This is a genomic window from Sphingomonas arabinosi (assembly GCF_036663715.1).
Taxonomy (GTDB): domain Bacteria; phylum Pseudomonadota; class Alphaproteobacteria; order Sphingomonadales; family Sphingomonadaceae; genus Sphingomonas.
Genome location: NZ_JAXOJN010000009.1, coordinates 59,088 through 84,203 on the forward strand (window position 1 = coordinate 59,088; position 25,116 = coordinate 84,203).

The 25,116-nt window shown below is 65.8% G+C and carries 27 protein-coding genes; 15 read left to right on the forward strand and 12 right to left on the reverse strand.

Annotated elements, in window-relative coordinates; genetic code table 11:
* Positions 1-31 precede the first annotated feature (31 nt).
* The 4 genes from U1708_RS14790 to U1708_RS14805 all read right to left on the reverse strand — a co-directional run bounded on the left by U1708_RS14790 (position 32) and on the right by U1708_RS14805 (position 4,214).
* Positions 32-1,096, reverse strand: coding sequence for an MBL fold metallo-hydrolase (locus U1708_RS14790; RefSeq protein WP_332746586.1), 1,065 nt, complete (start codon positions 1,094-1,096; stop codon positions 32-34).
* A 269-nt stretch (positions 1,097-1,365) separates the two neighbouring features.
* Positions 1,366-2,043 (reverse strand): DUF1013 domain-containing protein, encoded by a 678-nt coding sequence (locus tag U1708_RS14795; RefSeq protein ID WP_056484483.1) that lies wholly within the window; start codon positions 2,041-2,043, stop codon positions 1,366-1,368.
* A 99-nt stretch (positions 2,044-2,142) separates the two neighbouring features.
* Positions 2,143-3,165: a glycosyltransferase family 4 protein gene (locus U1708_RS14800; protein WP_332746587.1), complete on the reverse strand. Its 1,023-nt coding sequence runs from the start codon at positions 3,163-3,165 to the stop codon at positions 2,143-2,145.
* Positions 3,166-3,329: 164 nt separating this feature from the next.
* A complete protein-coding gene (locus tag U1708_RS14805) occupies positions 3,330-4,214 on the reverse strand; it encodes a UDP-2,3-diacylglucosamine diphosphatase (RefSeq protein ID WP_332746588.1) in 885 nt (294 codons plus the stop codon).
* Between the two features lie 180 nt (positions 4,215-4,394).
* Here U1708_RS14805 and U1708_RS14810 point away from each other — a divergent pair, with 180 nt between their 5' ends.
* The gene (locus U1708_RS14810) at positions 4,395-4,658 is read left to right on the forward strand and encodes a hypothetical protein (protein WP_332746589.1); all 264 of its coding nucleotides are present in this window, start codon (positions 4,395-4,397) and stop codon (positions 4,656-4,658) included.
* A 553-nt stretch (positions 4,659-5,211) separates the two neighbouring features.
* On the opposite strand, the gene U1708_RS14815 is transcribed toward U1708_RS14810, so the two are convergent.
* Positions 5,212-6,219 (reverse strand): NAD(P)H-quinone oxidoreductase, encoded by a 1,008-nt coding sequence (locus U1708_RS14815; RefSeq protein ID WP_332746590.1) that lies wholly within the window; start codon positions 6,217-6,219, stop codon positions 5,212-5,214.
* 72 nt (positions 6,220-6,291) lie between these two features.
* Between U1708_RS14815 and U1708_RS14820 the strand changes: the two genes are divergently transcribed.
* The 14 genes from U1708_RS14820 to U1708_RS14885 all read left to right on the forward strand — a co-directional run bounded on the left by U1708_RS14820 (position 6,292) and on the right by U1708_RS14885 (position 20,565).
* On the forward strand, positions 6,292-6,486 hold the full coding sequence (locus U1708_RS14820) for a DUF1192 domain-containing protein (RefSeq protein ID WP_332746591.1): 195 nt from the start codon (positions 6,292-6,294) through the stop codon (positions 6,484-6,486).
* Positions 6,487-6,812: 326 nt separating this feature from the next.
* The gene (gene clpA / locus U1708_RS14825; protein WP_332746592.1) at positions 6,813-9,128 is read left to right on the forward strand and encodes an ATP-dependent Clp protease ATP-binding subunit ClpA; all 2,316 of its coding nucleotides are present in this window, start codon (positions 6,813-6,815) and stop codon (positions 9,126-9,128) included.
* A 668-nt stretch (positions 9,129-9,796) separates the two neighbouring features.
* A complete protein-coding gene (locus U1708_RS14830; RefSeq protein ID WP_332746593.1) occupies positions 9,797-11,482 on the forward strand; it encodes a GGDEF domain-containing protein in 1,686 nt (561 codons plus the stop codon).
* A gap of 70 nt (positions 11,483-11,552) precedes the next feature.
* Positions 11,553-11,750, forward strand: coding sequence for a hypothetical protein (locus tag U1708_RS14835; RefSeq protein ID WP_307083396.1), 198 nt, complete (start codon positions 11,553-11,555; stop codon positions 11,748-11,750).
* 65 nt (positions 11,751-11,815) lie between these two features.
* On the forward strand, positions 11,816-12,055 hold the full coding sequence (locus U1708_RS14840; RefSeq protein ID WP_056060585.1) for an exodeoxyribonuclease VII small subunit: 240 nt from the start codon (positions 11,816-11,818) through the stop codon (positions 12,053-12,055).
* 4 nt (positions 12,056-12,059) lie between these two features.
* Positions 12,060-12,953, forward strand: a complete 894-nt coding sequence (locus U1708_RS14845; protein ID WP_332746594.1) for a polyprenyl synthetase family protein — start codon at positions 12,060-12,062, stop codon at positions 12,951-12,953.
* A 22-nt stretch (positions 12,954-12,975) separates the two neighbouring features.
* Complete coding sequence (coaD, locus tag U1708_RS14850) at positions 12,976-13,482, forward strand: pantetheine-phosphate adenylyltransferase (RefSeq protein WP_332746595.1); 507 nt, start codon at positions 12,976-12,978, stop codon at positions 13,480-13,482.
* Between the two features lie 224 nt (positions 13,483-13,706).
* The gene (locus tag U1708_RS14855; RefSeq protein ID WP_332746596.1) at positions 13,707-14,432 is read left to right on the forward strand and encodes a peptidylprolyl isomerase; all 726 of its coding nucleotides are present in this window, start codon (positions 13,707-13,709) and stop codon (positions 14,430-14,432) included.
* 7 nt (positions 14,433-14,439) lie between these two features.
* Positions 14,440-15,465, forward strand: coding sequence for a tRNA preQ1(34) S-adenosylmethionine ribosyltransferase-isomerase QueA (gene queA, locus U1708_RS14860; RefSeq protein WP_332746597.1), 1,026 nt, complete (start codon positions 14,440-14,442; stop codon positions 15,463-15,465).
* Between the two features lie 8 nt (positions 15,466-15,473).
* Positions 15,474-15,929: an EF-hand domain-containing protein gene (locus U1708_RS14865; protein ID WP_332746598.1), complete on the forward strand. Its 456-nt coding sequence runs from the start codon at positions 15,474-15,476 to the stop codon at positions 15,927-15,929.
* Between the two features lies 1 nt (position 15,930).
* Positions 15,931-17,082 (forward strand): tRNA guanosine(34) transglycosylase Tgt, encoded by a 1,152-nt coding sequence (gene tgt / locus U1708_RS14870; RefSeq protein WP_332746599.1) that lies wholly within the window; start codon positions 15,931-15,933, stop codon positions 17,080-17,082.
* Entirely contained in the window at positions 17,079-17,276 is a 198-nt protein-coding gene (locus U1708_RS14875) for a hypothetical protein (RefSeq protein WP_332746600.1), read from the forward strand. Before tgt ends, U1708_RS14875 begins: the two co-directional genes overlap by 4 nt.
* Positions 17,277-17,284: 8 nt before the next feature.
* Positions 17,285-20,110 (forward strand): M16 family metallopeptidase, encoded by a 2,826-nt coding sequence (locus U1708_RS14880; RefSeq protein ID WP_332746601.1) that lies wholly within the window; start codon positions 17,285-17,287, stop codon positions 20,108-20,110.
* A gap of 155 nt (positions 20,111-20,265) precedes the next feature.
* On the forward strand, positions 20,266-20,565 hold the full coding sequence (locus tag U1708_RS14885; protein WP_332746663.1) for a hypothetical protein: 300 nt from the start codon (positions 20,266-20,268) through the stop codon (positions 20,563-20,565).
* Between the two features lie 414 nt (positions 20,566-20,979).
* Here the strand turns inward: U1708_RS14885 and U1708_RS14890 are convergent, their stop codons facing one another.
* The 7 genes from U1708_RS14890 to U1708_RS14920 form a co-directional block, all read right to left on the reverse strand.
* Positions 20,980-21,210: a hypothetical protein gene (locus U1708_RS14890; protein ID WP_307083377.1), complete on the reverse strand. Its 231-nt coding sequence runs from the start codon at positions 21,208-21,210 to the stop codon at positions 20,980-20,982.
* 105 nt (positions 21,211-21,315) lie between these two features.
* Positions 21,316-21,528, reverse strand: coding sequence for a cold-shock protein (locus U1708_RS14895; protein WP_031394996.1), 213 nt, complete (start codon positions 21,526-21,528; stop codon positions 21,316-21,318).
* A 278-nt stretch (positions 21,529-21,806) separates the two neighbouring features.
* A complete protein-coding gene (locus U1708_RS14900) occupies positions 21,807-22,220 on the reverse strand; it encodes a hypothetical protein (protein ID WP_332746602.1) in 414 nt (137 codons plus the stop codon).
* Positions 22,221-22,296: 76 nt separating this feature from the next.
* Positions 22,297-22,758 carry a DUF3597 domain-containing protein gene (locus tag U1708_RS14905; protein ID WP_332746603.1) on the reverse strand — a complete coding sequence of 154 codons (462 nt, stop codon included), beginning with the start codon at positions 22,756-22,758 and terminating at the stop codon, positions 22,297-22,299.
* Positions 22,718-24,223: a hypothetical protein gene (locus U1708_RS14910; RefSeq protein WP_332746604.1), complete on the reverse strand. Its 1,506-nt coding sequence runs from the start codon at positions 24,221-24,223 to the stop codon at positions 22,718-22,720. The genes U1708_RS14905 and U1708_RS14910 overlap by 41 nt, the downstream gene beginning before the upstream one ends.
* Positions 24,220-24,459 (reverse strand): hypothetical protein, encoded by a 240-nt coding sequence (locus U1708_RS14915; protein WP_332746605.1) that lies wholly within the window; start codon positions 24,457-24,459, stop codon positions 24,220-24,222. Before U1708_RS14915 ends, U1708_RS14910 begins: the two co-directional genes overlap by 4 nt.
* Before the next feature lie 275 nt (positions 24,460-24,734).
* The gene (locus U1708_RS14920; protein WP_332746606.1) at positions 24,735-25,049 is read right to left on the reverse strand and encodes a hypothetical protein; all 315 of its coding nucleotides are present in this window, start codon (positions 25,047-25,049) and stop codon (positions 24,735-24,737) included.
* Between the last annotated feature and the right edge of the window lie 67 nt (positions 25,050-25,116).

The following is a 25,116-nucleotide window of genomic DNA, read 5'->3' on the forward strand; positions in this document are numbered from 1 at the left end:
CCTATCCTCTTGAATTTGGCCGCATGCTAACTCAGGCTCCGCGCCACCACCATACGCCATCGTGCGTTTCGCGGGTCGCTCGGCCTTCGACTTCGAGGCGGCGGAGGTGGGCGAGCGCTTCGCCGGTTGCCATGCCGAGCACGTCCGGGCCGATCGCGCGGCGGAACAGGCGACCGAAACAGTCGATCGCGCGACGGGGTTCGGCGAAGAAGATGGCGAGTTCGTCGAGTCGCTCGCGGTGTTCGCGGTCCATCGCGTCTAGTCGCGTGTGGAGGCCGGTGAACGGGTCGCCGTGGCCGGGGAGGACGAGCAGGTCGGCGGGCAGCGTCTTGAGCTTGGCGATCGAGGCGAACCATTCGCCCAGGGGATCGGCGTTCGGTTCGGTGACGCCTAGCGAGACGTTGGGGCTGATGCGGGGCAAGACCTGATCGCCGGCGATGAGGATGCCGCTGGCTTCGTCGTACAGGCACGCGTGTTCGGGGCAGTGGCCGGAGCCGGTGACGATCCGCCAGTCGCGCGCGCCGATCGTGAGGGTGTCGCCGTCTTCGATGCGGGTGTAGCTAAGCGGGAGCGGCGTGATGATCTTGCGGAACCCCGCCCAGCCCTTGGCGGTGGCGTGGTCGATCTGTTCCGGGCTCCAGCCTGCGCCGCGCCAGAAGGCGAGCATTTCGTGCGGGACGGAGTCGCGGGCGTCGGCGGCGAGCATGCGTGCGGTCAGCCACTCGGCTCGGGTCATGATCAGGGGGGCGGAATGGTGGTCGCACATCCAGCCGGCGAGGCCGATATGGTCGGGGTGGAAGTGAGTGCCGATCATCTTCGTGATGCGGGTGTTGGCTTTGGGACCGCTGAAGATGGCTTTCCATGCGTCTCGAGCCTCGGCCGTGTTCATGCCGGTGTCGACCAGCGCGTCGCCGTCGGTGTCAGCGAGTAGCCAGCAGTTTACGTGTTTCAGCGGGCCGGGGATTTTCAGGCGGACCCAGTCTATGCCGGGGGCGACCTCGTAGACGTCACCGGCTGCCGGCTCTGCGCCGCCGAAGGGGTAGGTCAGGCCCTTGTGGCTGGTCGGCGTGAAGTCTGTGTCGGGTGCGGTTGCCATCCGTTGCGGTTAGCAACTGGATGTGGCGGGAGATAGTGCCGGCGGGCGTTGCGCGCTCCCCGTCATCCTGACGAAAGTCAGGATCCAGAGTAACGTAGGGCGGCATTTTTTGGCTCTGGGTCATGACTTTCGTCAGGATGACGGAGGAGGGGTTTGCGCTTCTCCATCTGCGCGGCGCGTGGGCCTTACCGCGCTCACTCGGCGTATCGTTTGGGGGGGAGCGCATGCCCACCCCCTGCCCCCTCCCGCTTGCGGGAGGGGAAGTAAGGTCAGCGCTTGAAGGGGTCGTCGAATAGCGGCTTGACGGGCAACACGCCGCCGTCTGCCACGAACTGTGCGTCCGCGGCCGCCTGGGTGCGCTCGGCGCGGAGCTGCTGGAGGAGCACTTCGCGGTCGCCTTCGAGGCGGGTATCGGTGGGGGCTTCCATGCCGGCTGCCTTGGCCGCCTTCGCCACTGCTGCGTCCAACTCGCGCTGCGAGGTGAGACCCAGCGTGACCGGATCCTTCGGGGTGATGTTGGCGATATTCCAGTGGCTGCGATCACGGATTGCGGCGATCGTCGTACGCGTGGTGCCGATCAGCAGTGAGATCGCACCATCGGTGATCTCCGGGTGGTTGCGGATGATCCACGAGATGCCGTCGGGCTTGTCCTGGCGCTTCGAGACCGGCGTGTATCGCGGGCCCTTGGTGCGGCGGACCTGCTCGGGGCCCTTGATCATCTTGAGCTGGTAATCGGGATCGGCGGCGCCCTTGTCGATCTCTTCCTGCGTGACTTCGTGCGCGCGGACGGGATCGCGACCGGTGAGCTTAGTCGAGGTGGTGTCGTCGGCGATCGCCTGGATCTCGAGGATATGTAGGCCGCAGAAGTCCGCGATCTGCTCGAAACTGAGCGCGGTATTATCGACCATCCAGGCGGCGGTCGCGTGGGGCATGAGCGGCTGGGCCACGGCGGAAACTCCGTAAAAATAGAAAGGGCCGCCCCTTTCGGAGCGGCCTGACATGAGAGAGACTTAGTGCGCGCGGGGGCAACAGGCAAGCGAACAAGCTCAGGCGGCCAACAGCTTCCTTTCCAGCGGGACGAGCGCGTGGAGGAACTGGCGGGCGCTGGCCGGCCAGCTGTAGCGCGCGGCATAGGCGGCGCAGGTGACGCGGTCGCGGGTCAGCGCAGTGGCGATCGCGACGTCGAGGTCATCGTGCATCGCGCCGACGCGGGTGTCGAGGACGTCGATCGGGCCGGTTACCGGGTAGGCCGCGACGGGGGTTCCGCAGGCTAAGGCTTCGATCATGACAAGGCCGAAGGTGTCGGTGCGGCTGGGGAAGACGAGGACGTCGGCGGTGCGGTACGCTGCGGCGAGGTCTAGGCCGGAGCGCTGGCCGAGGAAGACCGCGTCCGGGAACCGGCGGGCGAGCGCGGCGCGGGCGGGGCCTTCGCCGACCACGACCTTGGTGCCGGGATGCGCGGAGGAGAGGAACGCCTCGATGTTCTTCTCGACTGCGACCCGGCCGACGTAGAGTTGGATCGGGCCGGGGAGCGCCGCCATCTCGGGATCGCGGGCGCCGTCGAGGCCGAACTGGGCGAAGTCGACGCCCCTGCCCCATTCGCGGACCTGGTGCAGGCCGTGCTCCGCGAGCGTCTTCGCGACGGACGGCGTGGAGACGAGGATCGACTGCGCGGGGCGATGGAACCAGCGGATGTAGCGCCAGATCCAGTCGGGGTTCGCGCCGGTGCGGGCGGCAACGTAATCGGGGAATTGCGTGTGATAGGCGCTGGTGAACGGGAGCGCGCGGGCGAGGCACCACGAGCGGGCGGCGAGGCAAACCGGGCCTTCGGTGGCGAGGTGGATCGCGTCCGGCCCGAACGCGGCGAGCATGCGACCGACCGCGCCGGAGCGGGCGAAGGCGAGGCGGATCTCGGGGTAAGTCGGGCATGGCATCGAGGCGAAGCGCTCGGGCGAGACGACCAAAACCTGATGGCCGATCGATTCGAGTTCGCGCTGAACGGCTTGCAGGGTGCGGACGACGCCGTTGACTTGCGGGCTCCAGGCGTCCGTGACGATTGCGATACGCATCGTATTTTCTCCGTTCTAACCCCTCTCCCCCGAAGGGAGAGGGAGGGGCCCGCCGCGCTTGCGGTGGGAGGGTGAGGGCACGCTTCTTCGTTGATGCGGCGGACTTGCCCTCACCCTCGCCGCTTCGCGTCTTTCCCTCTCCCCGCTGGGGAGAGGGTTTTGGGTCAGGCGGCTAGGGTGACAACTTTGTCGCGCTCGCGGGCGGCAATTTCATCGCCCCAGTGGAGCAACTCCATGCGGCCGTCGAAATGCTCGACCAGCGCGGTGCAGCCTTCGACCCAGTCGCCGTCGTTGTAATAGGCGATGCCGGCGATCTCGCGCATTTCGGCGGTGTGGATGTGGCCGCAGACGACCCCGTCGACGCCCCGCGCATCGGCGGCATGCGCAACGACCTCTTCGAAGTGGGAAATGAAGGCGACCGCGTTCTTGACCTTGGCCTTGGCGTGCTTCGACAGCGACCAATAGGGCATGCCCATGCGGCGGCGCGCGCCGTTGACCCAGCGGTTGAGCCCCATCAGCATCGTGTACGCGGCGTCGCCGATATGCGCGACCCAGCGGTGTGCGAGCGTGATCGCGTCGAACTCGTCGCCGTGAAGGACGAGCAGGCGACGCCCGTCGGCCGTCTCGTGGATCGCCTTGCGCCGGATCGAGATGCCGCCGAAGTCGAGCCCGGAATATTGGCGAAACACTTCGTCGTGATTGCCGGGGATGTAGACGACGCGCGTGCCACGCTTGGCGCGCTTGAGCAGCCGCCAGAGGACGTCGTTATGCGCGGCGGGCCAGTAGAACTTCTTTTTCAGCCGCCAGCCGTCGATCATGTCGCCGACGAGGTACATCGTCTCGCTGTCGACGTGATCGAGGAAGTCGTTGAGCATCCCCGCGTTGCAGCCGCGTGTGCCGAGATGGACGTCGGAGATCCAGATCGTCCGGTATTGGCGGCGCTCGACGATCGGCTCGGGCGCGGCGGGCCGGGAATGGATGAAGTCGGCGATATCGGTGATGTCGGCGCCCAAGACGCTAGATGGCGGAAACGTCGTAACGGCGTTCATGAGCCTGTCCCCCGGCAAGGTATCCCTCACCGCGAGTATTAGCCGAGTATTGTGACAGGGTAGCCGCAGTCCGGTGACTGTTCGAAGTCAGTGAAAAACGTTGCTGCAACTGCGCGCAAACGCGTTGACGAATCGGGGCGAAGCTGAACCTATGCGGCGATCTTACAGGGAGAAAATATCGTGAAGTCTGGTTTCAAGAATGTTGCGGTGGCGGTTGCGGGCGTGGCGATGATGGTCGCACCGACGATGGCGTCGGCGGCGAATTCCGCATCGTCGCTGTCGGTGGCGCAGGCGCGTGCGGGGACGACGACATCGGGCAAGAGCAAGATCGCCGAGGGTCCGACCGCGACCTATATCAACATCGGCATCCTGGCTGCGCTCGTGGTCGGCGTGCTGCTCGCGACCAGCGGTGGGGATGATGATGGGGGTTCGGACAGCAACTAAGGGGTAGGCGCGGGAGTGAGGTAGCCTTGCTGCAATCCTCCCCCCGCCAGGGGGGAGGTGGCGCCGTAAGGCGACGGAGGGGAGGACGCGGAACGGTAGTTACCCTGCCCTCCCCCTCCGTCTGGCAAGTGCCGGCCACCTCCCCCTGGCGGGGGAAGATTGGGCCGTTTGATTTGCGAAGGCAGCTTGAGTCCCGCGAAGGCGGGAATCCAGACTGGGTTCTCGCCTTCCCGGGTGAACAGGGTTTGGTTTGGAACGGCGTTCGCTCTGATCCCCGATTTGCCACCCCGGCGGGGGCCAGGGCCCAGTTGGCGAGGTCGTGGTAACGAGGCGCACCGCGCCCTTACTCGGGTTTCCCAACTGGGCCCCGGCCTTCGCCGGGGTGGTGGTGGAGCTTGGTGTGCATCTCGTATCAGACGAGGATACCCCAGCTTTCGCTGGGGTGACGAGGGAAGGCTCGGGTGACAAGAGAAGAATGGGGTGACGAGGGATGACGGGGGCGGATGCGAGCGCCCTTGGCGCCCTTGGCCCCCTTCGCACGCCCTTCGCCGGTTCACTCCATCGTCAGGACGATCTTGCCGACGTGGTCGCCGGCTTCCATGCGGGTATGCGCGGCCGGGGCATTGGCGAAGGCGAAGACGCGGTCGATGACCGGTTTCAGCTTGCCGGCCTCAACGTGTGGCCAGACGGTGCGAGCGAGTTCGTCGGCGACCAGCGACTTGAACGCCGTGTCGCGGGGGCGGAGCGTCGAGCCGGTCAGCGTCAGGCGGCGGCGCATGATCTCGAACAGGGGGACAGTCGCCATCATGCCGCCCTGGACCGCGATCGACACGTGGCGGCCGTCCTCCGCGAGGCATTGCAGATTGCGCGGGACGTAATCGCCGCCGACCATGTCGAGCACCGCCGCGACGCCCTTGCCGCCGGTGATCTGCTTCACGCGCTCGACGAAATCCTCGGTCTTGTAGTCGATCGCGTGGGTGGCGCCGAGGCTTAGCGCCGCTTCGCACTTGGCCTTCGAGCCGGCCGTCACGATGATGTCGATGCCGAATACGCTGCACAGGCCGATCGCCATCGTGCCGATGCCGCTGGTGCCGCCGTGGACCAGGACGGTGTCGCCCTCCATCGCGTAGGCGCGCTCGAACAAATTGGTCCAGACGGTGAAGAGCGTCTCGGGCATCGCCGCCGCTTCGACCATCGTCAGCGCTTCGGGGACGGGTAGGCACTGGCCGAACGGCGCGACTGCGTATTCGGCATAGGCGCCGCCGGAGATCAGCGCGCAGACGGACTGGCCGATCTGTTCGTCGCCGACGTCGTCGCCGACCGCGACGATCGTGCCGGAGATCTCCATGCCAAGGATCGACGGCGCACCCGGCGGGGGCGGGTATTTGCCTTGGCGCTGCATCACCTCGGGACGATTGACGCCCGCCGCCGCGACCTTGACGAGAACCTCCCCCTGCCCCGGTTTCGGTACGGGGCGCTCGACCAGCACCAAGACTTCGGGACCGCCGGGCTGTTCGGGATCGATCGCCTTCATGACGTCGGGTATGGTATCGGTTGTCATCAGCGCGGACGCCCCATTTGATTTCAGCGCCTTATTGACATCACTCGGGTGCGGGTCAACGTTGCAGGCACGATGGACCTGGAAGACGCCCCCTCCCGTCCCGACGATCTGCTTGACGCACTGGTGCGGCAGGACCTCGATCCTTTGTCGGTCGCTGAGCTCGATGCGCGGATCACCGTGCTGCAGGGCGAAATCGCGCGCTGCCAACTGAAGAAGGATCGCGCGGTCAGTCACCGCGCCATCGCCGATGACCTGTTCAGGCGGTGACTGTCGCGACGGTGCCTGTGTTCGCTGCCACGGCATCGACCGGTACCTTCGTCTCGGCCAACGTGACACGACCTCACCGCTTCGTCATCCCAGCGCACGCTCGGATTCAGCGCCAAAAGCGTGGGCGGTCCTGGCTCTGGATCCTGGGTCCAGCCCAGTATGACGGAGTAAGTGAAGCGATCGTGGCACCTCGTTCTTCAAGTGCTTCGATTTTCGGACAGCGCAGGAACGGATGGGGCCGGGTTCAAGTGCTTGATGCGACCGATATCAGTTCCGACATAGTGGCAAAGGGCTCGCGTTCTCGCGGCCCGACAGGAGTATTGTAAATGCCATCATTTGCACCCGCCCTCGAGACCACGCTGCACAAGGCGCTCGAGGCGGCGTCGTCCCGGCGCCACGAATATGCGACGCTGGAGCATCTGCTGCTCGCACTGATCGACGACGAACATGCGTCGAAGGTCATGACCGCGTGCAACGTCGAGATCGGCGAACTGAAGAATACCGTCGCGCATTACCTCGACAGCGAACTCGATGCGCTGAAGGTCGATGCGGCGACCGACCCGTCGCCCACCAGCGGGTTCCAGCGGGTTGTCCAGCGCGCAATTCTCCACGTCCAGTCCTCGGGCCGCGACGAAGTGACGGGTGCCAACGTGCTTGTCGCCCTGTTCAGCGAGCGGGAGAGCTATGCCGTCTATTTCTTGCAACAGCAGGACATGAGCCGCCTCGATGCGGTCAGCTTTATCAGTCACGGTGTCGGCAAGGGTGGCCAGCAGGCGACCGAAGCCTCGACGCCGAAGGGTGCCGACGACGAGAAGCCGACCAAGGGACAGGAGAAGAAGACGGAAAGCGCACTCAAGCAATTCACCGTCGACCTCAACGAGAAGGCGAAGGCCGGCAAGGTCGATCCGCTGATCGGGCGCGGCCTGGAGGTGGATCGCACGATCCAGATCCTGTGCCGCCGGTCGAAGAACAACCCGCTCTATGTCGGTGATCCCGGCGTCGGCAAGACCGCGATCGCAGAAGGCCTGGCGCGGAAGATCGTCGAGGGCGACGTGCCCGACGTGCTGTTGCCCGCGGTGATCTACTCGCTCGACATGGGCGCGCTGCTGGCGGGAACGCGGTATCGTGGCGACTTCGAGGAGCGCTTGAAGGCGGTTGTCAACGAACTCGAGAAGCTGCCCGACGCAGTGCTATTCATCGACGAGATCCACACCGTGATCGGTGCGGGTGCGACGAGTGGCGGCGCTATGGATGCGTCCAACCTGCTCAAGCCGGCTTTGTCGGGCGGCACCATTCGTTGCATCGGCTCAACGACGTACAAGGAGTTCCGTAACCACTTCGAGAAGGACCGCGCGTTGCTGCGGCGCTTCCAGAAGATCGACGTGAACGAGCCGACCATCGAGGATACGATCAAGATCCTCGCTGGCTTGCGTTCGGCGTTCGAGGATCACCACAACGTCAAGTACACGCCGGATGCGATCAAGTCGGCGGTCGAGCTGTCGGCGCGGTACATCAACGACCGCAAGCTGCCCGACAAGGCGATCGACGTGATCGACGAGGTCGGCGCGATGCAGATGCTGGTACCGCCGAACAAGCGAAAGAAGACGATCACCCCGAAGGAGATCGAGCAGGTCATCGCGACGATGGCACGCATTCCGCCGAAGTCGGTTTCGACCGACGACAAGTTGGCACTTGCCACGCTCGAGACGGATCTGAAGCGCGTGGTGTTCGGGCAGAATGCGGCGATCGAGAAGCTGTCTTCGGCGATCAAGCTGGCGCGGGCAGGTCTGCGCGAGCCGGAGAAGCCGATCGGCAACTATCTGTTCACGGGGCCTACGGGTGTCGGCAAGACCGAGGTTGCAAAGCAGCTGTCGACGATCCTCGGCATTCCGCTCCAGCGGTTCGACATGTCCGAATATATGGAGCGGCACTCGGTCAGCCGTCTGATCGGTGCGCCTCCGGGCTATGTCGGGTTCGACCAGGGCGGTCTCCTGACCGATGCGATCGACCAGAACCCGCACTGCGTGCTGTTGCTCGACGAGATCGAGAAGGCGCATCCGGACCTGTTCAACATCCTGTTGCAGGTGATGGATAATGGGCGGCTGACCGACCAGCACGGCAAGTCGGTCGATTTCCGCAACGTCATTTTGATCATGACGACCAATGCAGGTGCCAGCGACATGGCGCGCGAGACGGTCGGTTTCGGGAACCTCACCCGCGAGGGCGAGGACGAGGTGGCGGTGACGAAGATGTTCACGCCGGAATTCCGCAACCGTCTCGATGCGGTGGTGCCGTTCGGGTATTTGCCGACCGAAGTGGTGGCGCGGGTGGTCGATAAGTTCATCCTCCAGCTCGAACTGCAGCTGGCGGACCGCGGCGTGCACATCGTCCTCGACGACGAGTCGAAGGCGTGGCTCACGACCAAGGGCTATGACAAGCTGTACGGTGCACGGCCGATGGGTCGCCTGATCCAAGAGAAGATCAAGCAGCCGCTCGCCGAGGAACTGCTGTTCGGCAAGCTGGTCCATGGCGGCGAGGTGACGGTGAAGATGAAGGACGGCGTACTGTCGTTTGCGATCGAGCCTGCAGCACCAAAGAAGCCGAAAAAGAAGGGCAAGACCGAGACGGTCGACGCCGAGTAAGCGACCTTAGACCCGGCCGGGATATTCCAGGCCGGGTCTTTTTGCATGTGGCACCTTCGATGGCGGTGCAGGCCGAATGGCGCGATGCCGTTCGCGCCGAGCCAACTTGTTGCGATCGCGTATCGAACAGCTCGCGTGCCTTCGCATTGTACCTCGATACGCGTTCTCGATTGCGCTCAACCTCTACTCGGCACGGACGGGATGGGAGGAGGATCGCGCAGGCTGGGTCGCCGGAAGCCTCAGCGACCGGTAAAAGGGAGAGGCGCATCCGGCCTCCTTCCCCATCGAAGTCCTGCCTTGAACGACGCCTTGTGCACCGCACGCTCCTTGTACTTCAGGCCTTCTCGGTTGCGAGGGTGAAGTCCCATGCGAGCTTGGCGATCGGTCGTCGTAGACTGTCCTGCGCGCGTGATCGCGACAGTGGCGGCCTGCACGGACGGCCACGGAGGGCCACCGGTAGCACCGGCATACACCCGTTTCGACTGTACCCCGATCGTCCGCCATCAATTTCATGGTCGCCAGCGGATCGTCGTTTGCCCCATAGTTCCGTAGTTTACGGGCCGACAAAACGCGTAGATCGAGCCGATTTGAACTGAATTGCGATGAACGCCGCGTGACGGGGCCAGTCTTTACCTTTAATTGGTGAAGGGTACTTAACGGTGTTCTGCATGACGTTGGGGTTTCGTATCACTTGGCTCATCGGCATCGTTGCGATGACGCTGACGATGTTCTGGGAGGCGCCCGCCGAAGCCATGACCGGTCGGCCGCTGGCCGTGTGTATCACGCCGTCGACCCCCGACCTTACCGCGCCCGTGCTGTTCAGGACCCCGTCGCGGTTCGACTGCGCGACACCACAGTGGCATTTCGGATCCGGAGATTTCTGGGTACTGTCGCAGATCTTGCCGACGGACCTGACAGGCGCTCTCGAACTGCATGCGAGGACTGCGAGCGTCTGGCAGTATCGCGTGACGTTGTACGTGCTGTATGCGGACGGTGCGATTCGCCGCACCGGCTTCACCAATCGTACCGCGGGCCGTCATCTGAGGATCGGTGCGTCCTTGTCGTTGACGCTGCCGCCGCACGCCGCGCGCCCGGTAAGATTGCTCTGGCATGTCGAGGGGGCGGCCAACCTGCGCGGCGTCGTGCTCGGGGCGTCGCTCGCGACACCGCTGGAGGCTGCGGAAAGCGAGAAATGGCTGTCGGCGCTCTATGCAAGCTTTGCCGGGATGGCGATCGCTCTGATCGTCTACAATCTGGCGTTGTGGGGTGCGTTGCGGCAGTCGTTCCAGCCGGTCTATTGCCTGCTCGTGCTGTGCCTGCTCGGCTATGCGTTCTCGTCTTCGGCGGCGCTTGGCCAACTGTTTCCGTGGCTCGACAACAATATACGCCTGCGCGTCAACGTCTTCTTGCTCGCCGTCTCTGCGAGCATGGTGATGATCTTCGCGCGCGCGTTCTTCGAGCGCGGCGTGTTCGAGGGGTGGACGCGCCGTGCAAGCAACGTGGCGCTTGCTGCGCTTGCGACGACCAGCGTTGCCTTCATGATATTTGCGCCGTGGCAAATCTATTGGCTCGATCGCCTGCTGACGTTCAGTTATCTTCCGTTGATCGCGATGGTGCCGCCGATCCTGTATCGAGCCTGGCGGGTCCGCAGCAATTACCTGTGGATGTTCGCGCTGGCATGGGGCGTGCCGATCGTGTTCGCGGGCCTGCGGATCGCCGGTGCGCTTGGCCTGCTGCCCTGGAGCTTCTGGATAGACAATTCGACGATGATCTCGATGATGCTGGAGGCGCTGCTCTCCAGTCTCGCGATCGCGTACCGGATCCGTTTACTGAGCGTCGAGCGCGACGAGGCGCGCGAACAGGAGATCGCGGCGCGGTTGCTCGCGGATACCGAGCCGCTGACCGGATTGCTCAATCGCCGTGCATTCCTGGACCGGGCGATCGGACGGCCGGGCGACCAGATGCTGCTGATCGCGGACGTCGATCATTTCAAGCACGTCAACGAGACGATCGGCCATGACGGCGGCGACGAGGTGCTGAGGGTCGTCGCGCGGGTCCTGCGCAATGCGGTCCCGCTCGATGCGCTGGTGGCACGGATCGGGGGCGAGGAGTTTGCGATCCTGGTGGATGCGGCGACGCCGGTCCTGGCCGAGACGATCCTCGAACGGTTGCGGAGCCAGCGGATGCCGTTCGACATGGCGATAACCGCGAGCATCGGCAGTTGTACCGGGCCATTGTTACGCGAGGCGGACTGGAAGGCGTTGTATCGCAGCGCCGACCGGGCGTTGTTCGCGGCGAAGGGCGCCGGACGCGATCGGTCGCGCGATGCCGGGATGCTGCCGATCGCGGCTTGAGGTCGGTGGGCCAGCCGGCTTGCGATACGCATGCGACTGCGCCATGATGAGCGCTTGCAGGAGATGGACGATGCGCGATCGTAGAGTTGTGCTGGCGGTTGCGGGGCTCGCGCTGGTTGCGCTCGCCGCGCGCCATCCGACGGCCGACTTCCGGCTGATCACGCATGAGGCGAGCGATCCGGCACCACACAGGATGCAGGCTGCGGTGGATTTTGGGCTGGTCGGTGTCTCGGTGCTCTATACCTGGACCGTGAACCGGCTGCGCTGAAACGGACTACGATCCTCAGCGCACATCCTTGACCCCTGTCGCGTGCCTGCGCCATAGCGGCGGGCATGGACACGCCGATCGAAGACCTCGCGTTCGAGGATGCATTGAAGGAACTCGAGCTTATCGTCGGGAAGCTGGAAAGTGGCGATACGCCGCTCCAGCAGGCGATCGAGCTGTACGAGCGCGGCAACAAGCTGCGCCAGCGTTGCGCCGATCGGCTCGACGCGGCGCAGGCACGGATCGAGGCGATCCGGCTCGACGGCGACGGCAAGCCTGCGGGCGTCCGCCCGTTTGCGGCGGGCTGACGGGGTGAGTTCCGTCACGCTTGAGACAGCACTGGCCGAGGTCTCGGTAGAGATCGACCGGCAGTTCGACCAGCTGCTGACGATTCCGGATGATCCACGTGGCGACCTGTATCGGGCGATGCGGCATGCGGCGATCGGCGGGGGCAAGCGGCTGCGGCCGTTGCTGGTGTTCGCGACCGCCAATTTGTTCGACGTCGCGCGCGAATGCTCGGCACGGGCGGCGACGGCGCTGGAAGCGATCCACGTCTATTCGCTGATCCATGACGATTTGCCGGCGATGGACGACGACGACATGCGTCGTGGCAAGCCGACCGTGCACAAGGTCTTTGACGAGGCGACGGCGATCCTTGCGGGCGATTGCCTGCATGCGCTGGCGTTCGAGATTTTGGCGGATCCTGCGACGCACGCCGACCCGTTCGTGCGGATCGAACTGGTCATGGACCTGGCGCGGGCTGCTGGCCCTAACGGCATGGCCGGTGGACAGAAGATGGATATCGAGGCGGAGAACACGCGCTTCGATCTGAATACCGTGACGCGGTTACAGCAGATGAAGACGGGTGCGTTGATTTCGGCTTCGGTCGAGGCCGGGGCAATCCTGGGGCGGTTGCCGCCGGAAGGTCGCGTAGGGCTGCGTGGCTATGCGCATGACCTGGGGCTCGCGTTCCAGATCGCCGACGATTTGCTCGATGCCGAAGGCGACGAGGCGGTGGTCGGTAAGTCGCTGCGCAAGGACGAGGTTGCGGGCAAGGAAACGTTCCTGTCGCTGCTCGGGCCCAAGCGCGCGCGCGAACAGGCGCGGATGCTGGTCGACCAGGCGATCGCGCATTTGCATAGCTACGGCGAGGAAGCCGATCTGCTGCGGGATATCGCCCGCTTCGTGCTCGAACGCGACCGCTGATTTCAGCACCTGGGAGATCAACATGACCGCACGGATTGGCGTTTACCCGGGGACCTTCGATCCCGTCACCCTGGGTCATATGGACATCATCCGGCGCGGCGCGAAGCTGGTCGACCGGTTGGTGATCGGGGTGACGACCAACCCGTCCAAGTCGCCGATGTTCACGATCGAGGAGCGGATGGCGACGGTCAGGCGCGAGGTGGCGGACGTCGATGGCGACATCGACGTGGTCGCGTTCGATTCGCTGCTGATGGACTTTGCCGAGCGGCAGGGGGCGAAGGTGATCGTCCGCGGGCTGCGTGCGGTCGCCGATTTCGAATATGAATATCAGATGGCGGGGATGAACCAGCAGATCAACCCGCGCGTCGAGACGGTATTCCTGATGGCCGACGTCGCGTTGCAGCCGATCGCGAGCCGGCTGGTGAAGGAAATCGCGCTGTATGGCGGCAATATCGCGAAGTTCGTGCCGGAGTCGGTGCGTGACGAGGTGGTTGCGCGGGTCGAGAAGATCGGGCGCAAGGGGAGTTGAGCGGCAATTCCCCCTCCCTGGAAGGGAGGGGTCGGGGGTGGGTCGGGTTCCGCTTGGTCGAACGGTTCTGACTAAAGCTGGCCTACCCACCCCCAGCCCCTCCCTTCCAGGGAGGGGAGCAATTCGGCGTACTCTGCCCGCGCACGTTCAGATTGGCGCAAGCGGGGATTTGCTCTAAGTGGCGGCAGCCTGGTTGCGCCGGGCGTATTGCGAGTGGGAATTTGATGCGCTTTTTCGTCGGAATGTTCGCGTTGCTCGGGTGCCTTGTCACGGTGCCGGCGAGTGCGCAGAAGAATGAGGCCGCGGCACCTGCCGTTCGCGGGACCCCGCCCCTGACCACGGATACGCAGAACCTGCTGCTGCTCGACCTGTCGACCGGTGGGCGCGTGACGATCTGGCTGCGGCCCGACGTCGCGCCGTTGATGGTCGAGCGGATCAAGACGCTGACCCGCCAGCATTTCTATGACGGCCTCGCGTTCCACCGCGTGATCGACGGCTTCATGGCGCAGGGCGGCGATCCCAAGGGCGACGGCACCGGCGGCTCGCCGCTGCCCGACGTGAAGGCCGAGTTCAATTACCTGCCGCACGTTCGCGGCGCGGTGTCGGCGGCCCGATCGGACAAGGAGGACAGCGCGAACAGCCAGTTCTTCATCGTCTTCCAGCCGCGCCTGAGCCTCGACAAGAAATACACCGTGTTCGGTCGCGTGATCGACGGGATGCAGTATGTCGACGCGATCGAGCGCGGCGAACCGCCGGCGAACCCGTCGCGGATCGTCCATGCGTATATCGCCGCGGACAATCCTCCGGCGTATGTCGCCGGTCCCCCGGCCCCTGCACTCGGTGCACCGGTGACGTTGCCGGGTACGGCTACGGGCTCGAACGCGGCCAAGCCACAGCTCGCGCCGGCCGCTCGCAAGGCACCGGTAAAGAAGGCTCCTGCAAAGAAGTGACCTCGCGTTGAACGTCGACCTTTTCGACTTCGACCTGCCGACGGACAACATCGCGCTCCGCCCTGCGGCCCCGCGCGATGCTGCGCGGATGCTGGTGCTCGAAGGTGATCGCACGCTGGATGCACGCGTTTCGGACCTGCCGTTGCTGTTGCGACGCGGCGACATGCTCGTGTTCAACGATACGCGGGTGATTCCGGCGCAGCTCGATGGACGGCGTGGTGATGCGAAGATCGGCGCAACGTTGCACAAGCGCGAAGGACCGCGGCGGTGGCGCGCGTTCATCCGCAACGCGCGGCGGCTGCGCGATGGCGACGTGATCGAGTTCGGCAACGGCGTCAATGCGGCGGCGGTCGATCGCGAGGACGACGGCAGCTACGCGCTGGTGTTCGCGGGCGACGAACCGGTCGAATTGCTGCTCGAACGCGCGGGTCACATGCCCCTGCCCCCGTATATCGCCGGCAAGCGCCCGACCGACGAACGCGATGCGGACGATTACCAGACGATGTTCGCGTCCGAGCCGGGTGCGGTCGCAGCTCCGACGGCGGCGCTGCATTTCACGCCGAAGCTGATGGCGGCGCTCGATGCCGCGGGTATAGAACATGCCACACTGACGCTGCATGTCGGTGCGGGGACGTTCCTGCCCGTGAAGGCGACCGACACGACCGAGCACAAGATGCACGCGGAATGGGGTCGGATCGATGCCGCCACCGCCGACCGGCTGAACGCCGTGCGCGCTGGGGGTGGTCGTGTGATCGCGGTGGGAACGACGTCGCTGCGATTGATCGAGAGCGCGACCGGCGAGGACGACGTGATCCGTCCATTCGATGGCGACACCGCGATCTTCATCACGCCGGGATACCGGTTCCGCGGCATCGATGGGTTGATGACCAATTTCCATCTGCCGCGCTCGACGTTGTTCATGCTGGTGTCGGCGTTGATGGGGCGTGAGCGGATGCAGGCGGCGTATGCGCATGCGATCGCTGAAAAGTATCGCTTCTACAGCTATGGCGACGCCTCGCTTCTGCTGCCATGACGGGCGGCATGCTGCTCGCTTTCGCTCTACTCCAAGCCATTACCGCCGCGCCGCCGCCCGCGGGGACGCCACAGCCGCCTGCAACGATCTTCGCCGAGCCCGCCGCCATGTTCATCGCCGCCTGCGATGCGAATGGCGATGGCCGGGTGACGCAGGCAGAGCTTACCGCGGGGGTCGCGCGGAGCTATGCCACCGCCGAAGGCGCGGCGACGGGATCGATCGGGTACATCGCCTATGCCGATTGGGCGCAGGCGTGGCTCGGCGATCGCAACGCGTTGCCGAGCCCGTTCGAGGTCGATCGCGACGGCGACAATCGGATCACGCTCGCCGAATTGCAGACGCGGTTCGTGCAGTTCTTCGTGCGGTTCGACCGTGACAAGGACGGCGTGCTGACCCGCCCCGAACTCATCACCATCCGCGGCGCGCCGGTCGGCGATCGCTACGGCATCCGCAAGAAAAAGTAATATGACCACCCGTCCCCGCTTCGACTTCACCATATCCGCCACCGACGGCAAGGCGCGCACCGGCGTCATCGCGATGCAGCGCGGCGATATCCGCACGCCCGCCTTCATGCCGGTCGGCACCGCGGCGACGGTCAAGGGGATGAAGCCCGCAGACGTGGTCGGCGCGGGCGCGGACATCATCCTCGGCAACACCTATCACCTGATGCTGCGACCGGGCGCGGAGCGGGTCGCGCGGCTGGGCGGGCTGCACGCGTTCTCGGGCTGGTCGAAGCCGATCCTGACCGACTCCGGTGGCTATCAGGTGATGAGCCTCGCCGACCTGACGAAGCGCTCAGAGGAGGGCGTGTCGTTCAAGTCGCATCTCGACGGTACGCGGCATCTGCTCAGCCCGGAGCGGTCCATTGAGATTCAGCGGCTGCTCGGCTCGAACATCGTGATGGCGTTCGACGAGCTGGTGCCGACGACCTCGACGCGCGAGGTGCAGGCGGCGGCTATGGAGCGATCGATGCGCTGGGCGAAGCGGTCGCGCGCGGCGTTCGATTCAGGCGAGACGCATGCCGAGAACAACGCGATCTTCGGCATCCAGCAAGGTGCGTTGAACGAGGAATTCCGCAGGTCGTCGGCGGATGCGCTGATCAATATCGGCTTTGACGGCTATGCGGTTGGCGGGCTGGCGGTCGGCGAGGGCCAGGAGGCGATGTTCGGCTGCCTCGACTTCGCGCCGGACCAGTTGCCGGTCGACAAGCCGCGCTATCTGATGGGGGTCGGCAAGCCGGACGACATCATCGGTGCGGTCGAGCGCGGGATCGACATGTTCGATTGCGTGATGCCGACCCGCTCGGGGCGGACCGGCCAGGCGTTCACGCGGACCGGGCCGATCAACATCCGCAACGCGAAATTCGCCGAGGATATGGGGCCGCTCGATCCTGCCTGCCCCTGCCCCGTCTGCGCGACCTGGGGCCGGGCGTATCTGCATCACCTCGTCCGGTCGGGCGAAATGCTTGGCGCAATGCTTATGACGGAGCATAACATCTGGTTCTACGAAACGCTGATGGCGGATCTGCGGGCGGCGATCGCCTCGGGAACGTTGACGCAGTTCGCGAATGATTTCCGCGCGGTGTATGCCCGGAAGAGTGAAGGAGAGCCCAAGTGACCATCAAGATCGATAGCGATACCCCGAACGAGATCCTCGCCGCCGCGAAGGAGGCGAAGTTGCAGGCCGAAGTCGCCGCGCACAACGCCGCGCAGAAGGCGAAGAGCTGGCCGCTCGCGAAGATCGGCCTTGGCGTCGGCATCGGCTCGGCGGCGATCGCGGGCGCGGTGCTGTTCGCGAACCGCAACAAGTAAGGATCTCAATGCGCCTCCTCCGCTCCGCTTTGCTGCTCACCGCGGCATGTCTTCCCGTAGCGGTGGTGGCGCAGACCACACCGACCCAGGTATCGGTCAAGCCGATCGCCTATACCGAGCGCACATTGCCCAATGGCCTGCGCGTGTATGCGATCCGCGATACGGGCACGCCAAATGTGTCGGTGCAGGTCTGGTACGACGTCGGCTCGAAGGACGACCCGAAGGGCAAGTCCGGGTTCGCGCACATGTTCGAACATCTCATGTTCAAGTCGACGCGCAACCTCGTGTCGGAGCAGATGGACCGGCTGACCGAGGATGTCGGCGGCTACAACAATGCGTCGACCAACGACGACTACACCAATTATTACGAGGTGATCCCCGCCAACCACCTCCAGCGACTGCTGTTCGCGGAGGCCGACCGGATGGCGAGCCTCGTCGTCGAGCCCAAGAGTTTCGGCTCGGAGCGCGACGTGGTGAAGGAGGAACTCCGCCAGAGCACGCTCGCACGGCCGTACGGCAAGCTGTTCTCGCTATATTATCCGGCGCTCGCTTACACGGCACACCCCTATGCGCGCGGGACGATCGGCAGCCTGGAGAATCTCGAGGCGGCCGGGATCGACGACGTTCGTGCGTTCCATGCGACCTATTACCGGCCGGACAATGCCATCCTGGTGGTGTCGGGGAATTTCGATCCCGCGCAGTTGAACGGCTGGGTCGACCAGTATTTCGCCAGGATCAAGAAGCCGGCGGCGGCGATTCCGCGCGTGACGGTGGCCGAGCCGGCGCGGACCAAGGCGGTGACGCGCACCGTGTACGAGCCGAACACGCCGCTGCCAGCCGTGCTGGTGAGCTATCATGTCCCCGCGGACCGCGATGCGGATAGCGCGGCGTTGACCGTGCTGAACGCTGTGCTGGCGACGGGCGAGAGCTCGCGGCTGTACGAAAACGTGGTCTACCGCGACCAGCTCGCGCAATCGGCGGAGGCATTCCTCGATACCAAGCAGTCGACCGGCAATCTGGTGGTCTATGCGATCCTGGCGGGTGGCAAGACGGCCGAGGCGGGCGAGGCCGCCTTGAAGCGCGAGATCGCGCGGTTCCGCGATGCGCCGGTGACGGCCGCCGAACTGGCCGAGGCCAAGAACGAGATCCTCACCCAGTCGATCCAGTCGCGCGAAACCGCCGAGGGCAAGGCGAGCACGCTGGCCGCCGCGGTGTTGATCGATGGCGATCCGCAGGCGGCGGACAAGCAGCTTGCGGTGATCGCGCGGGTGACTGCGGCGGATATCCAGCGGGTAGCGCGGAAATATCTGGGCGAGAACCAGTCGGCGACGATCCGGTACCTGCCGATCGCCAACAAGCCCGCGACCGGCGTTGCCAATACGATCGCGGTGGCGCCGACCGTGCAGGTCGCGGACCTGGAGGCGCCTGCGGATATCGAGATCGTGACGCCTGCGCCGGATGGCCAGCGCCAGCAGCCGCCGGCACCGAGCGCGCCGGTGTCGCCGACGATCCCGCAGCCGGTCGAGGTGCGCCTCGCCAACGGCATGCGGCTGGTCACGGTGGAGCGGCACGACCTGCCGATCGTCACCGCCTATCTGGTGACCGCGGGTGGTGCGGCGACCGATCCGGCGAACCGCGCGGGCGTGAGCAGCCTGGCCGCGGAACTGCTGACCAAGGGGACCAGGACGCGCTCGGCAACGCAGATCGCGCGGGCGATCGAGGGGCTTGGCGGCGCGATCGGCAGCGCGGCGGGCAGCGATGGCGCGTCGGTCGACGTGACGGTGAAGTCGGACCAGCTTGCGCCGGCAATGGCGATCCTAGCGGACGTGGCGGTGAACCCTGCCTTTGCCCCCGAGGAGATCGAGCGCGCACGCACGCAGCAGGTCGATGCCGTCACGCTGGCGCTCAAGAACCCCGCGCAGGTCGCCGGGCTCGTCGCGGACCGTGCGGTGCTCGGCGGATCGCCTTATGGGGCACCGATCGGGGGGACGCCCTTGTCTTTGAAGGCCATCACCCGGCCCGACATCGCTGCGGCCTATGCACGGAGTTTCCAGCCGGGTCAGGCGACGCTGATCATGGTCGGCGATGTCACCGCGACGCGTGCGAAGGCGTTGGCAGAGGCGCAGTTCGGGCGCTGGCAATCGGCTGGCGCGGCGCCGGCGAAGGCGCCTGAGGTCGTGTATCCCAAGCCTCGCGTGATCGTCGTCGACATGCCCGAGGCTGGTCAGGCCGGCGTGGTCGTCGCGCGGCCGGCGATTGCCCGGAACGATGCGCGCTATTACCCGCTGGCGGTCGGCAACACCGTGCTGGGCGGCGGCTTCTCGTCGCGGCTGAACCAGGAAATCCGGATCAAGCGCGGGCTTGCCTATGGCGCGAGCAGTGGGCTGGATGCGGGCAAGACACAGGGGACGGTCGCCGCGCGGACGCAGACCAAGAATCCGACCGCAGCGGAGGTCGTCACGCTGATCGCGGCGGAGATGGCCCGGCTGGGGTCGGCGCCCGTGCCCGCCGCCGAACTCGACACGCGCAAGGCCGTGCTGGTCGGTAATTTCGGGCGCGGGATCGAAACGACGTCGGGGGTTGCCGGGATCCTCGGCGCGTATGTCCAGAACGGCGTGCGGCTGGGCGAGTTGCAGCGGTACACCGGCGCGGTTGGTGCGGTCGATCCGGCGGCGGTGCAGGCGGCGGCGGTCGCGCTGCTCGATCCGAAGGCGGCGAGCATCGTCGTGGTCGGCGACGCCAAGCAATTCATCGAACCACTTCGCAAAGCCTATCCGAACGTCGAGGTCATTCCCGAGGCCGTGCTTAAGCTCGACACCGCAACTTTACGGTAAGCCCTTGTTGCCAGGATGAGGCTTCGTCTGTGGTGGGACGGCCGAAATCCGCTGCGTGGTCGGTTCGGCCTGATCAGCTACGGCGCGCGTTGGTGGCGCTCGTCATGGGCAGGCGGAGTAAGCGATTGCGCGTTCGGGTGCAGACGGTTCGGTTGATGAAGCGTGTATGGCCGACGTCGCTTGCCACGGTGTTGATCATCGCCGCCGGGATCTCGGCGCACGCTGCACTTCGGGCGTTGTCGGAGCGCAACGCCGCGAACGACCAGGCTGTGGCCGCGTCGCCGGTACGCGTCCCCGGCACGACGGAGCTGTCGTCCTCGGAACGAGAGACCGGCGCTCTTGCGACCGGCGTCACCGGCACTGTCGACCTGCCCGACTTGCCAATACCGACGGGTGCGATGGTCGACGTCGGCGTCGTTGCGGCTCAACCGTTCTCGATGGCCGGGCATCGTTAGTCGACCGCGACCGGGCGATGCAGTGTCTCACCGTCGCGATTTATTATGAAGCTGCATCGGAGCCGGACGAGGGGCAGCAGGCATGGTGTTGGCGAGGCCGCATGTGTCGGTTGCGACGGTCGTGCCGCCTACTCCGCAGATGTTCGCTGCCGCTATGGTTGGTGCGGTTCCTGGTACGGGATTGGCTCGGGCTAGGCCCGTCGTTCCAGTACTGCTGGAAACGGTCGTGTCCGACAGGCTGCCGCCGGAGTCGCAGATTCTCGAGCGGTGGAAGGATTCGGGTAAGCCGTTGAAATAGATCGCTGCCGGCGATTGCGCGGCACCGAGTCGGTGGCTGTCTCATTACGCCAAGAAACCCAAGCACATCGCTGCACCTGGGTCTCCTTCAAATCACTCAGAACTCGAAGGGCGAGCCTATTCGGCGGGGGCCATCGAGGGGGTGCCGATCATCATGCGTTCGCCACCGGGGGGGGCGGCTTCGCGGGCGGCGCGGAGGATCTGGGTGCGTTCGGCGCGCGATGCCATGTCGTCCCAGGCCTTTTCGGCGCGGCGGCAGCGATCGCGGACGTTGTCGAGGAGGGCGGCATCACCGTTGCGACGCTCTTCATCAGCGCGGGCCCGGTAAAATTCTGGATTATCGGCCATGCTGGTGCGCTCCTGCGGAAAATTTCAAAGGGGTGATGCGGCGACCATCATGGCCGCCGCATCGCAGCCAAGATCGGGTTGGCGGACCGAAATCCGCCAGCGAGATCAATCGGCTGGCTGGAGGTTCACGGCCGACTGCTTGCCACGCTTGTCGGGCTCGAGCTCGTAGGTAACGCGCTGGTTCTGGTTCAGCGTAGGCATGCCGGCGCGCTCAACCGCGGTGATGTGCACGAATGCATCGTTGCCGCCGCCGTCCGGCGCGATGAAGCCATAGCCCTTGTCGGCGTTGAAAAACTTTACGGTTCCGGTGATAGCCATGAGATGGCTCCTTCTTAAGATAGACCGCCCGAGAGCCGGGCGACCGCGTGCCGCGGAGCAGGGAAAGAAGGAGAAAGGTGCCGCAAAGCGCCAAGAACCGTCGATGTGCGACTGTAGCAGATTTCTAGATAGGCCAAGACGGCTGGAATTGCAAATCTTGCGACCACATCGGGTCGAGAATTACACCGATTTGCACCGATAATATTTTGTCCCCCGCCGCCCGGACCAGGGATTATCTAAAACGACCGGCGCCGATATTTCGACGCCGGTCGAGGTATTTAACGGCAGCGGGCATCGTTGCTCGAGCGATCGACTGCACGCCCTGCAAGCGCACCGCCGGCCGCACCGAGGAGGGAGCCGAGCAGACCCGAACCACCCGGCGCGATGACGTTGCCGAGCACGCCGCCCGCGACTCCGCCGACGATCAGCCCCGTGGTGCCGTCGTTGCGGCGGCAGTAATAGCGACCGTCATTACCGCGGTAGACGCGGTCGTTGCGCGACAGGCGGCGCTCACGGTAGCGACGGTCGTCGCGGTAATAGCGGCCGGCGTCATAGCTGCCATAGGCAGGGTCCGGCCGGTTGTAATCGTAGGAACGATAGCGCGGGTCGACGCCGTAGCGGTCACCTCCGCCGCCGACGCAGCCGGCGACCAGGGTGGAGGCGGCCAGCAGGCCCAGCATCGCAACGCGCATTTCGTGTCCTTTCAGTCGGTTGATACTGAAACGTAATGATCGGCGCCGGGGTTTGGTTGCCGACGCCGACCTAACATCAGTCCTTGAGACCGGCCGGCACGGTGCCGCCGTTCTTCGCCAGCTCGCGCATCACGGCCTTGTGCAGCCAGATGTTCATCTCCGCACTGCCGTCCTTCGCGCCGGTGTAGCCCAGCTCGGTGGCGAGTTCCTTGCGGTTGTCGAGGCTCGAATCGAGGTCGAGCAGCTTCATCAGGTCGACGATCGACGACCGCCAGTTGAGGTCGGAATTCCTGCGCGAGGCGATGCCCGAGAGGACGGCCTCGACATCGACCGACTGCGGCGCGGGCGCGGTTACCGGCGTGGCGGCAGGCGCGGCTTGCGGAGTCGGTGCGGCCTGGGGCTGGGCGGCGGTCGTCTGGGCGGCGGTCGTCTGGGGTGCGGGCGCGGGTGCGGCGGGCTTGGGCGTGCCGAAATGGCCGCTGCCCAGCGGGCCCTTCTCACCAAAGATAGCGGACTTGATCTTGCTGAAGATGCTCATGCGGGTTCCCGTCGATTAAAAGTCTGACGGCGGGAGAACGCCCGATGTTGGATTTGGGTGCAGGACACGCGAGCGCTGACGACGGAACGTCCGTGGGCTGCGACTGGACGGGGCCGAGCGGGGGTTGAACACACAGGCCGGTTGAGGGCGGACGAGGCGCAGGCCCGGACGTGGATGCGGTTGCCGGCTTGGGTTCGAGCTTGGGTTCGAGCTTGGGCGGGCGATGCGGATCGAATCTCCAGGCGAGTGCGACGAGGCGGGCTTTGTCGGTGGCGCCCGCGGCCTCGGCGCCGGCCTCGTCGACCAGGCCGCCGTCGACCGCATAGCCGACGAACCACGTGTCGCGGTCCGCGCCTTCGACGGCCGCGCGTTCGGCAATCTCCCGGTCATGGGGAACGTCGAGGATGATCGCCTCGTCGTCCGAGCATTCGCGGTGATACTCCTCATCGCCGAAGTCGCCATATTCGGTGCCGAAAAAGGGCTGTGACGGCGGGAAACTGGTGCGCCAGCCTTCGGCGATCGGATCGTACCAGACCGGGCTGTCCCCCACGCGACCGTCGTGGCGAACCGAGTGAAGTATAGGAAGTATAGACGCTGGCGTGGTTTCGGCGGGAGCGGGTTTGGTAGAGGGCGCGGGTGCGCGCACGGGTTCGGGGGCGAGGCGGAGGAGGCCGGCGGCTTCGGCGCGGGACCATTGATCGGCGGTCCAGTCGGCGCGGGCGGCGGGATCGAGATCGGCGACCATGATCCCCGACGCGACACCTGCGGCGCTGCGCAACCAGCGATCCGCGCGGGCGAGCGTGAGGATCGGGGCCATCGCCGCCTCCCCTGCCGTGTCGGCTTCGAGACGCTCGCCGAGGAACAGGCCGGCGCGGGCGGGGCCGGCGTCCAGCGCGATGATGTCGAGGAAGGCTTCGAATTCGGCGGCGACCATGCGGGTGGCGGCGTTGGCCGTCTCGGAGGCGTCGGCGTGGCGATCGAGCCGGTTGAGCAAGGACATGGCGAGGCGGTTGTCGTAGCGGTGGCGCTCGATCACTTCGCCGTCGGGACGCGTGACGCGCTCGGTCTGGCCGGCGATCGCGCGGAGAAACAGGGTTTCGGCGACGATCGGCCGCGCGACCAGCTTGGCGGCGTCCCAGCCGAGCGCGAATGCCGCACCGGATGCGCGGCGACGCAGGGAGTAGGCGGCAGCGGGCGAGAGGCCGACGCTGGCGCTTGCCTCGTCGACGGTGGCGCCCTCCGCGATGCGTTCGAGGAAGGCGCGCTGGCGATCCGGGGTCCAGCCGTCGCTGCGCTGGGTGTAGCGGGCGGGCGTTGCGGGGGCGTAGGGCGCGTTTTCGGTGTGGGGCTGGTTGGTGGGATCGGCGGGCTGGGGCGAGACGTGGTCGGTCGTGGCCTCCGGCGCGGATTCCAGCGTGTGCCGGGGTTGGGGGGCGATCATCGATTCCGGCGGGAGGGCGGTCACTTGCGCATGCTCCGGGCGAGCGCGGTCCAGCGGTCGCGGTTGGCGGCGATCTCCGGCGATGCCGGGATGAGGGTGCCAATCCGGCCGGCGTCGACATGGGCTTGCCAAGCCATGACGTGGCGGACCGCGTCGGGGAGATGATCGGGGATCGGGGGTTCGTAGCGCGGCCTGGGTGCGGGCGCGGCGCGCGTTGCGATGCATGGGTGCGGGTCGGCCGGGGTGGGTGCGTTCGCCATGATCGATCCTCGTTACGGAGAGGACCGATCAGGTATGCCGGATCGGGGTGTGTAGGACAGCGGTTTCGGGGGGTAGCGGGATGGCTCGGCGGCTTGAACTGCGGTCTTGTTCCCCCGCGAAAGCGGGGGCCCAGGAGCCACGATCGCTGTCCTGCTTGATCCTGGGCTCCTGCCTTCGCAGGAGAACAAGGATGGAGGTTACGCCCTTCCTCCGTCAGCCACCTCCCCCTGGCGGGGGAGGATCAGCGGAAGCGAGCGCTCAGCCCCCGCTCGCCTCAGCCGAGCGTCGAACCGCGATCCGCGGCGAACGAAGGCGCGGGGCCGGTGGCGGGGCGGAGCGACTCGCGCTCGGCCTTGGTGGGGACCGCGGTAGGATCGGGGCGGAAGGCCTCCGGCGCGCGATCGTCCGCACCGGGGCGGGGCTTGTCGAGCGCGAGATCGGGCGCGGCATGCTCGGCGGGGTTGCTCTTCGAGCGCAGGAACACCGCCAGCAACGCACCCCCGAGACCGATCGCCGCGGCGCCGATCGACAACGCGTTGATGCCGAACGTCTTGGGCTTGGCGGGCTTGTGCGGTTGGGGCTTGGTCATGGGGTTCGTCCGATTGTTGGTTCGCTGGTTCAACGAGCAGCGGCGTTGGCGTGTTCCGCCGATCGGC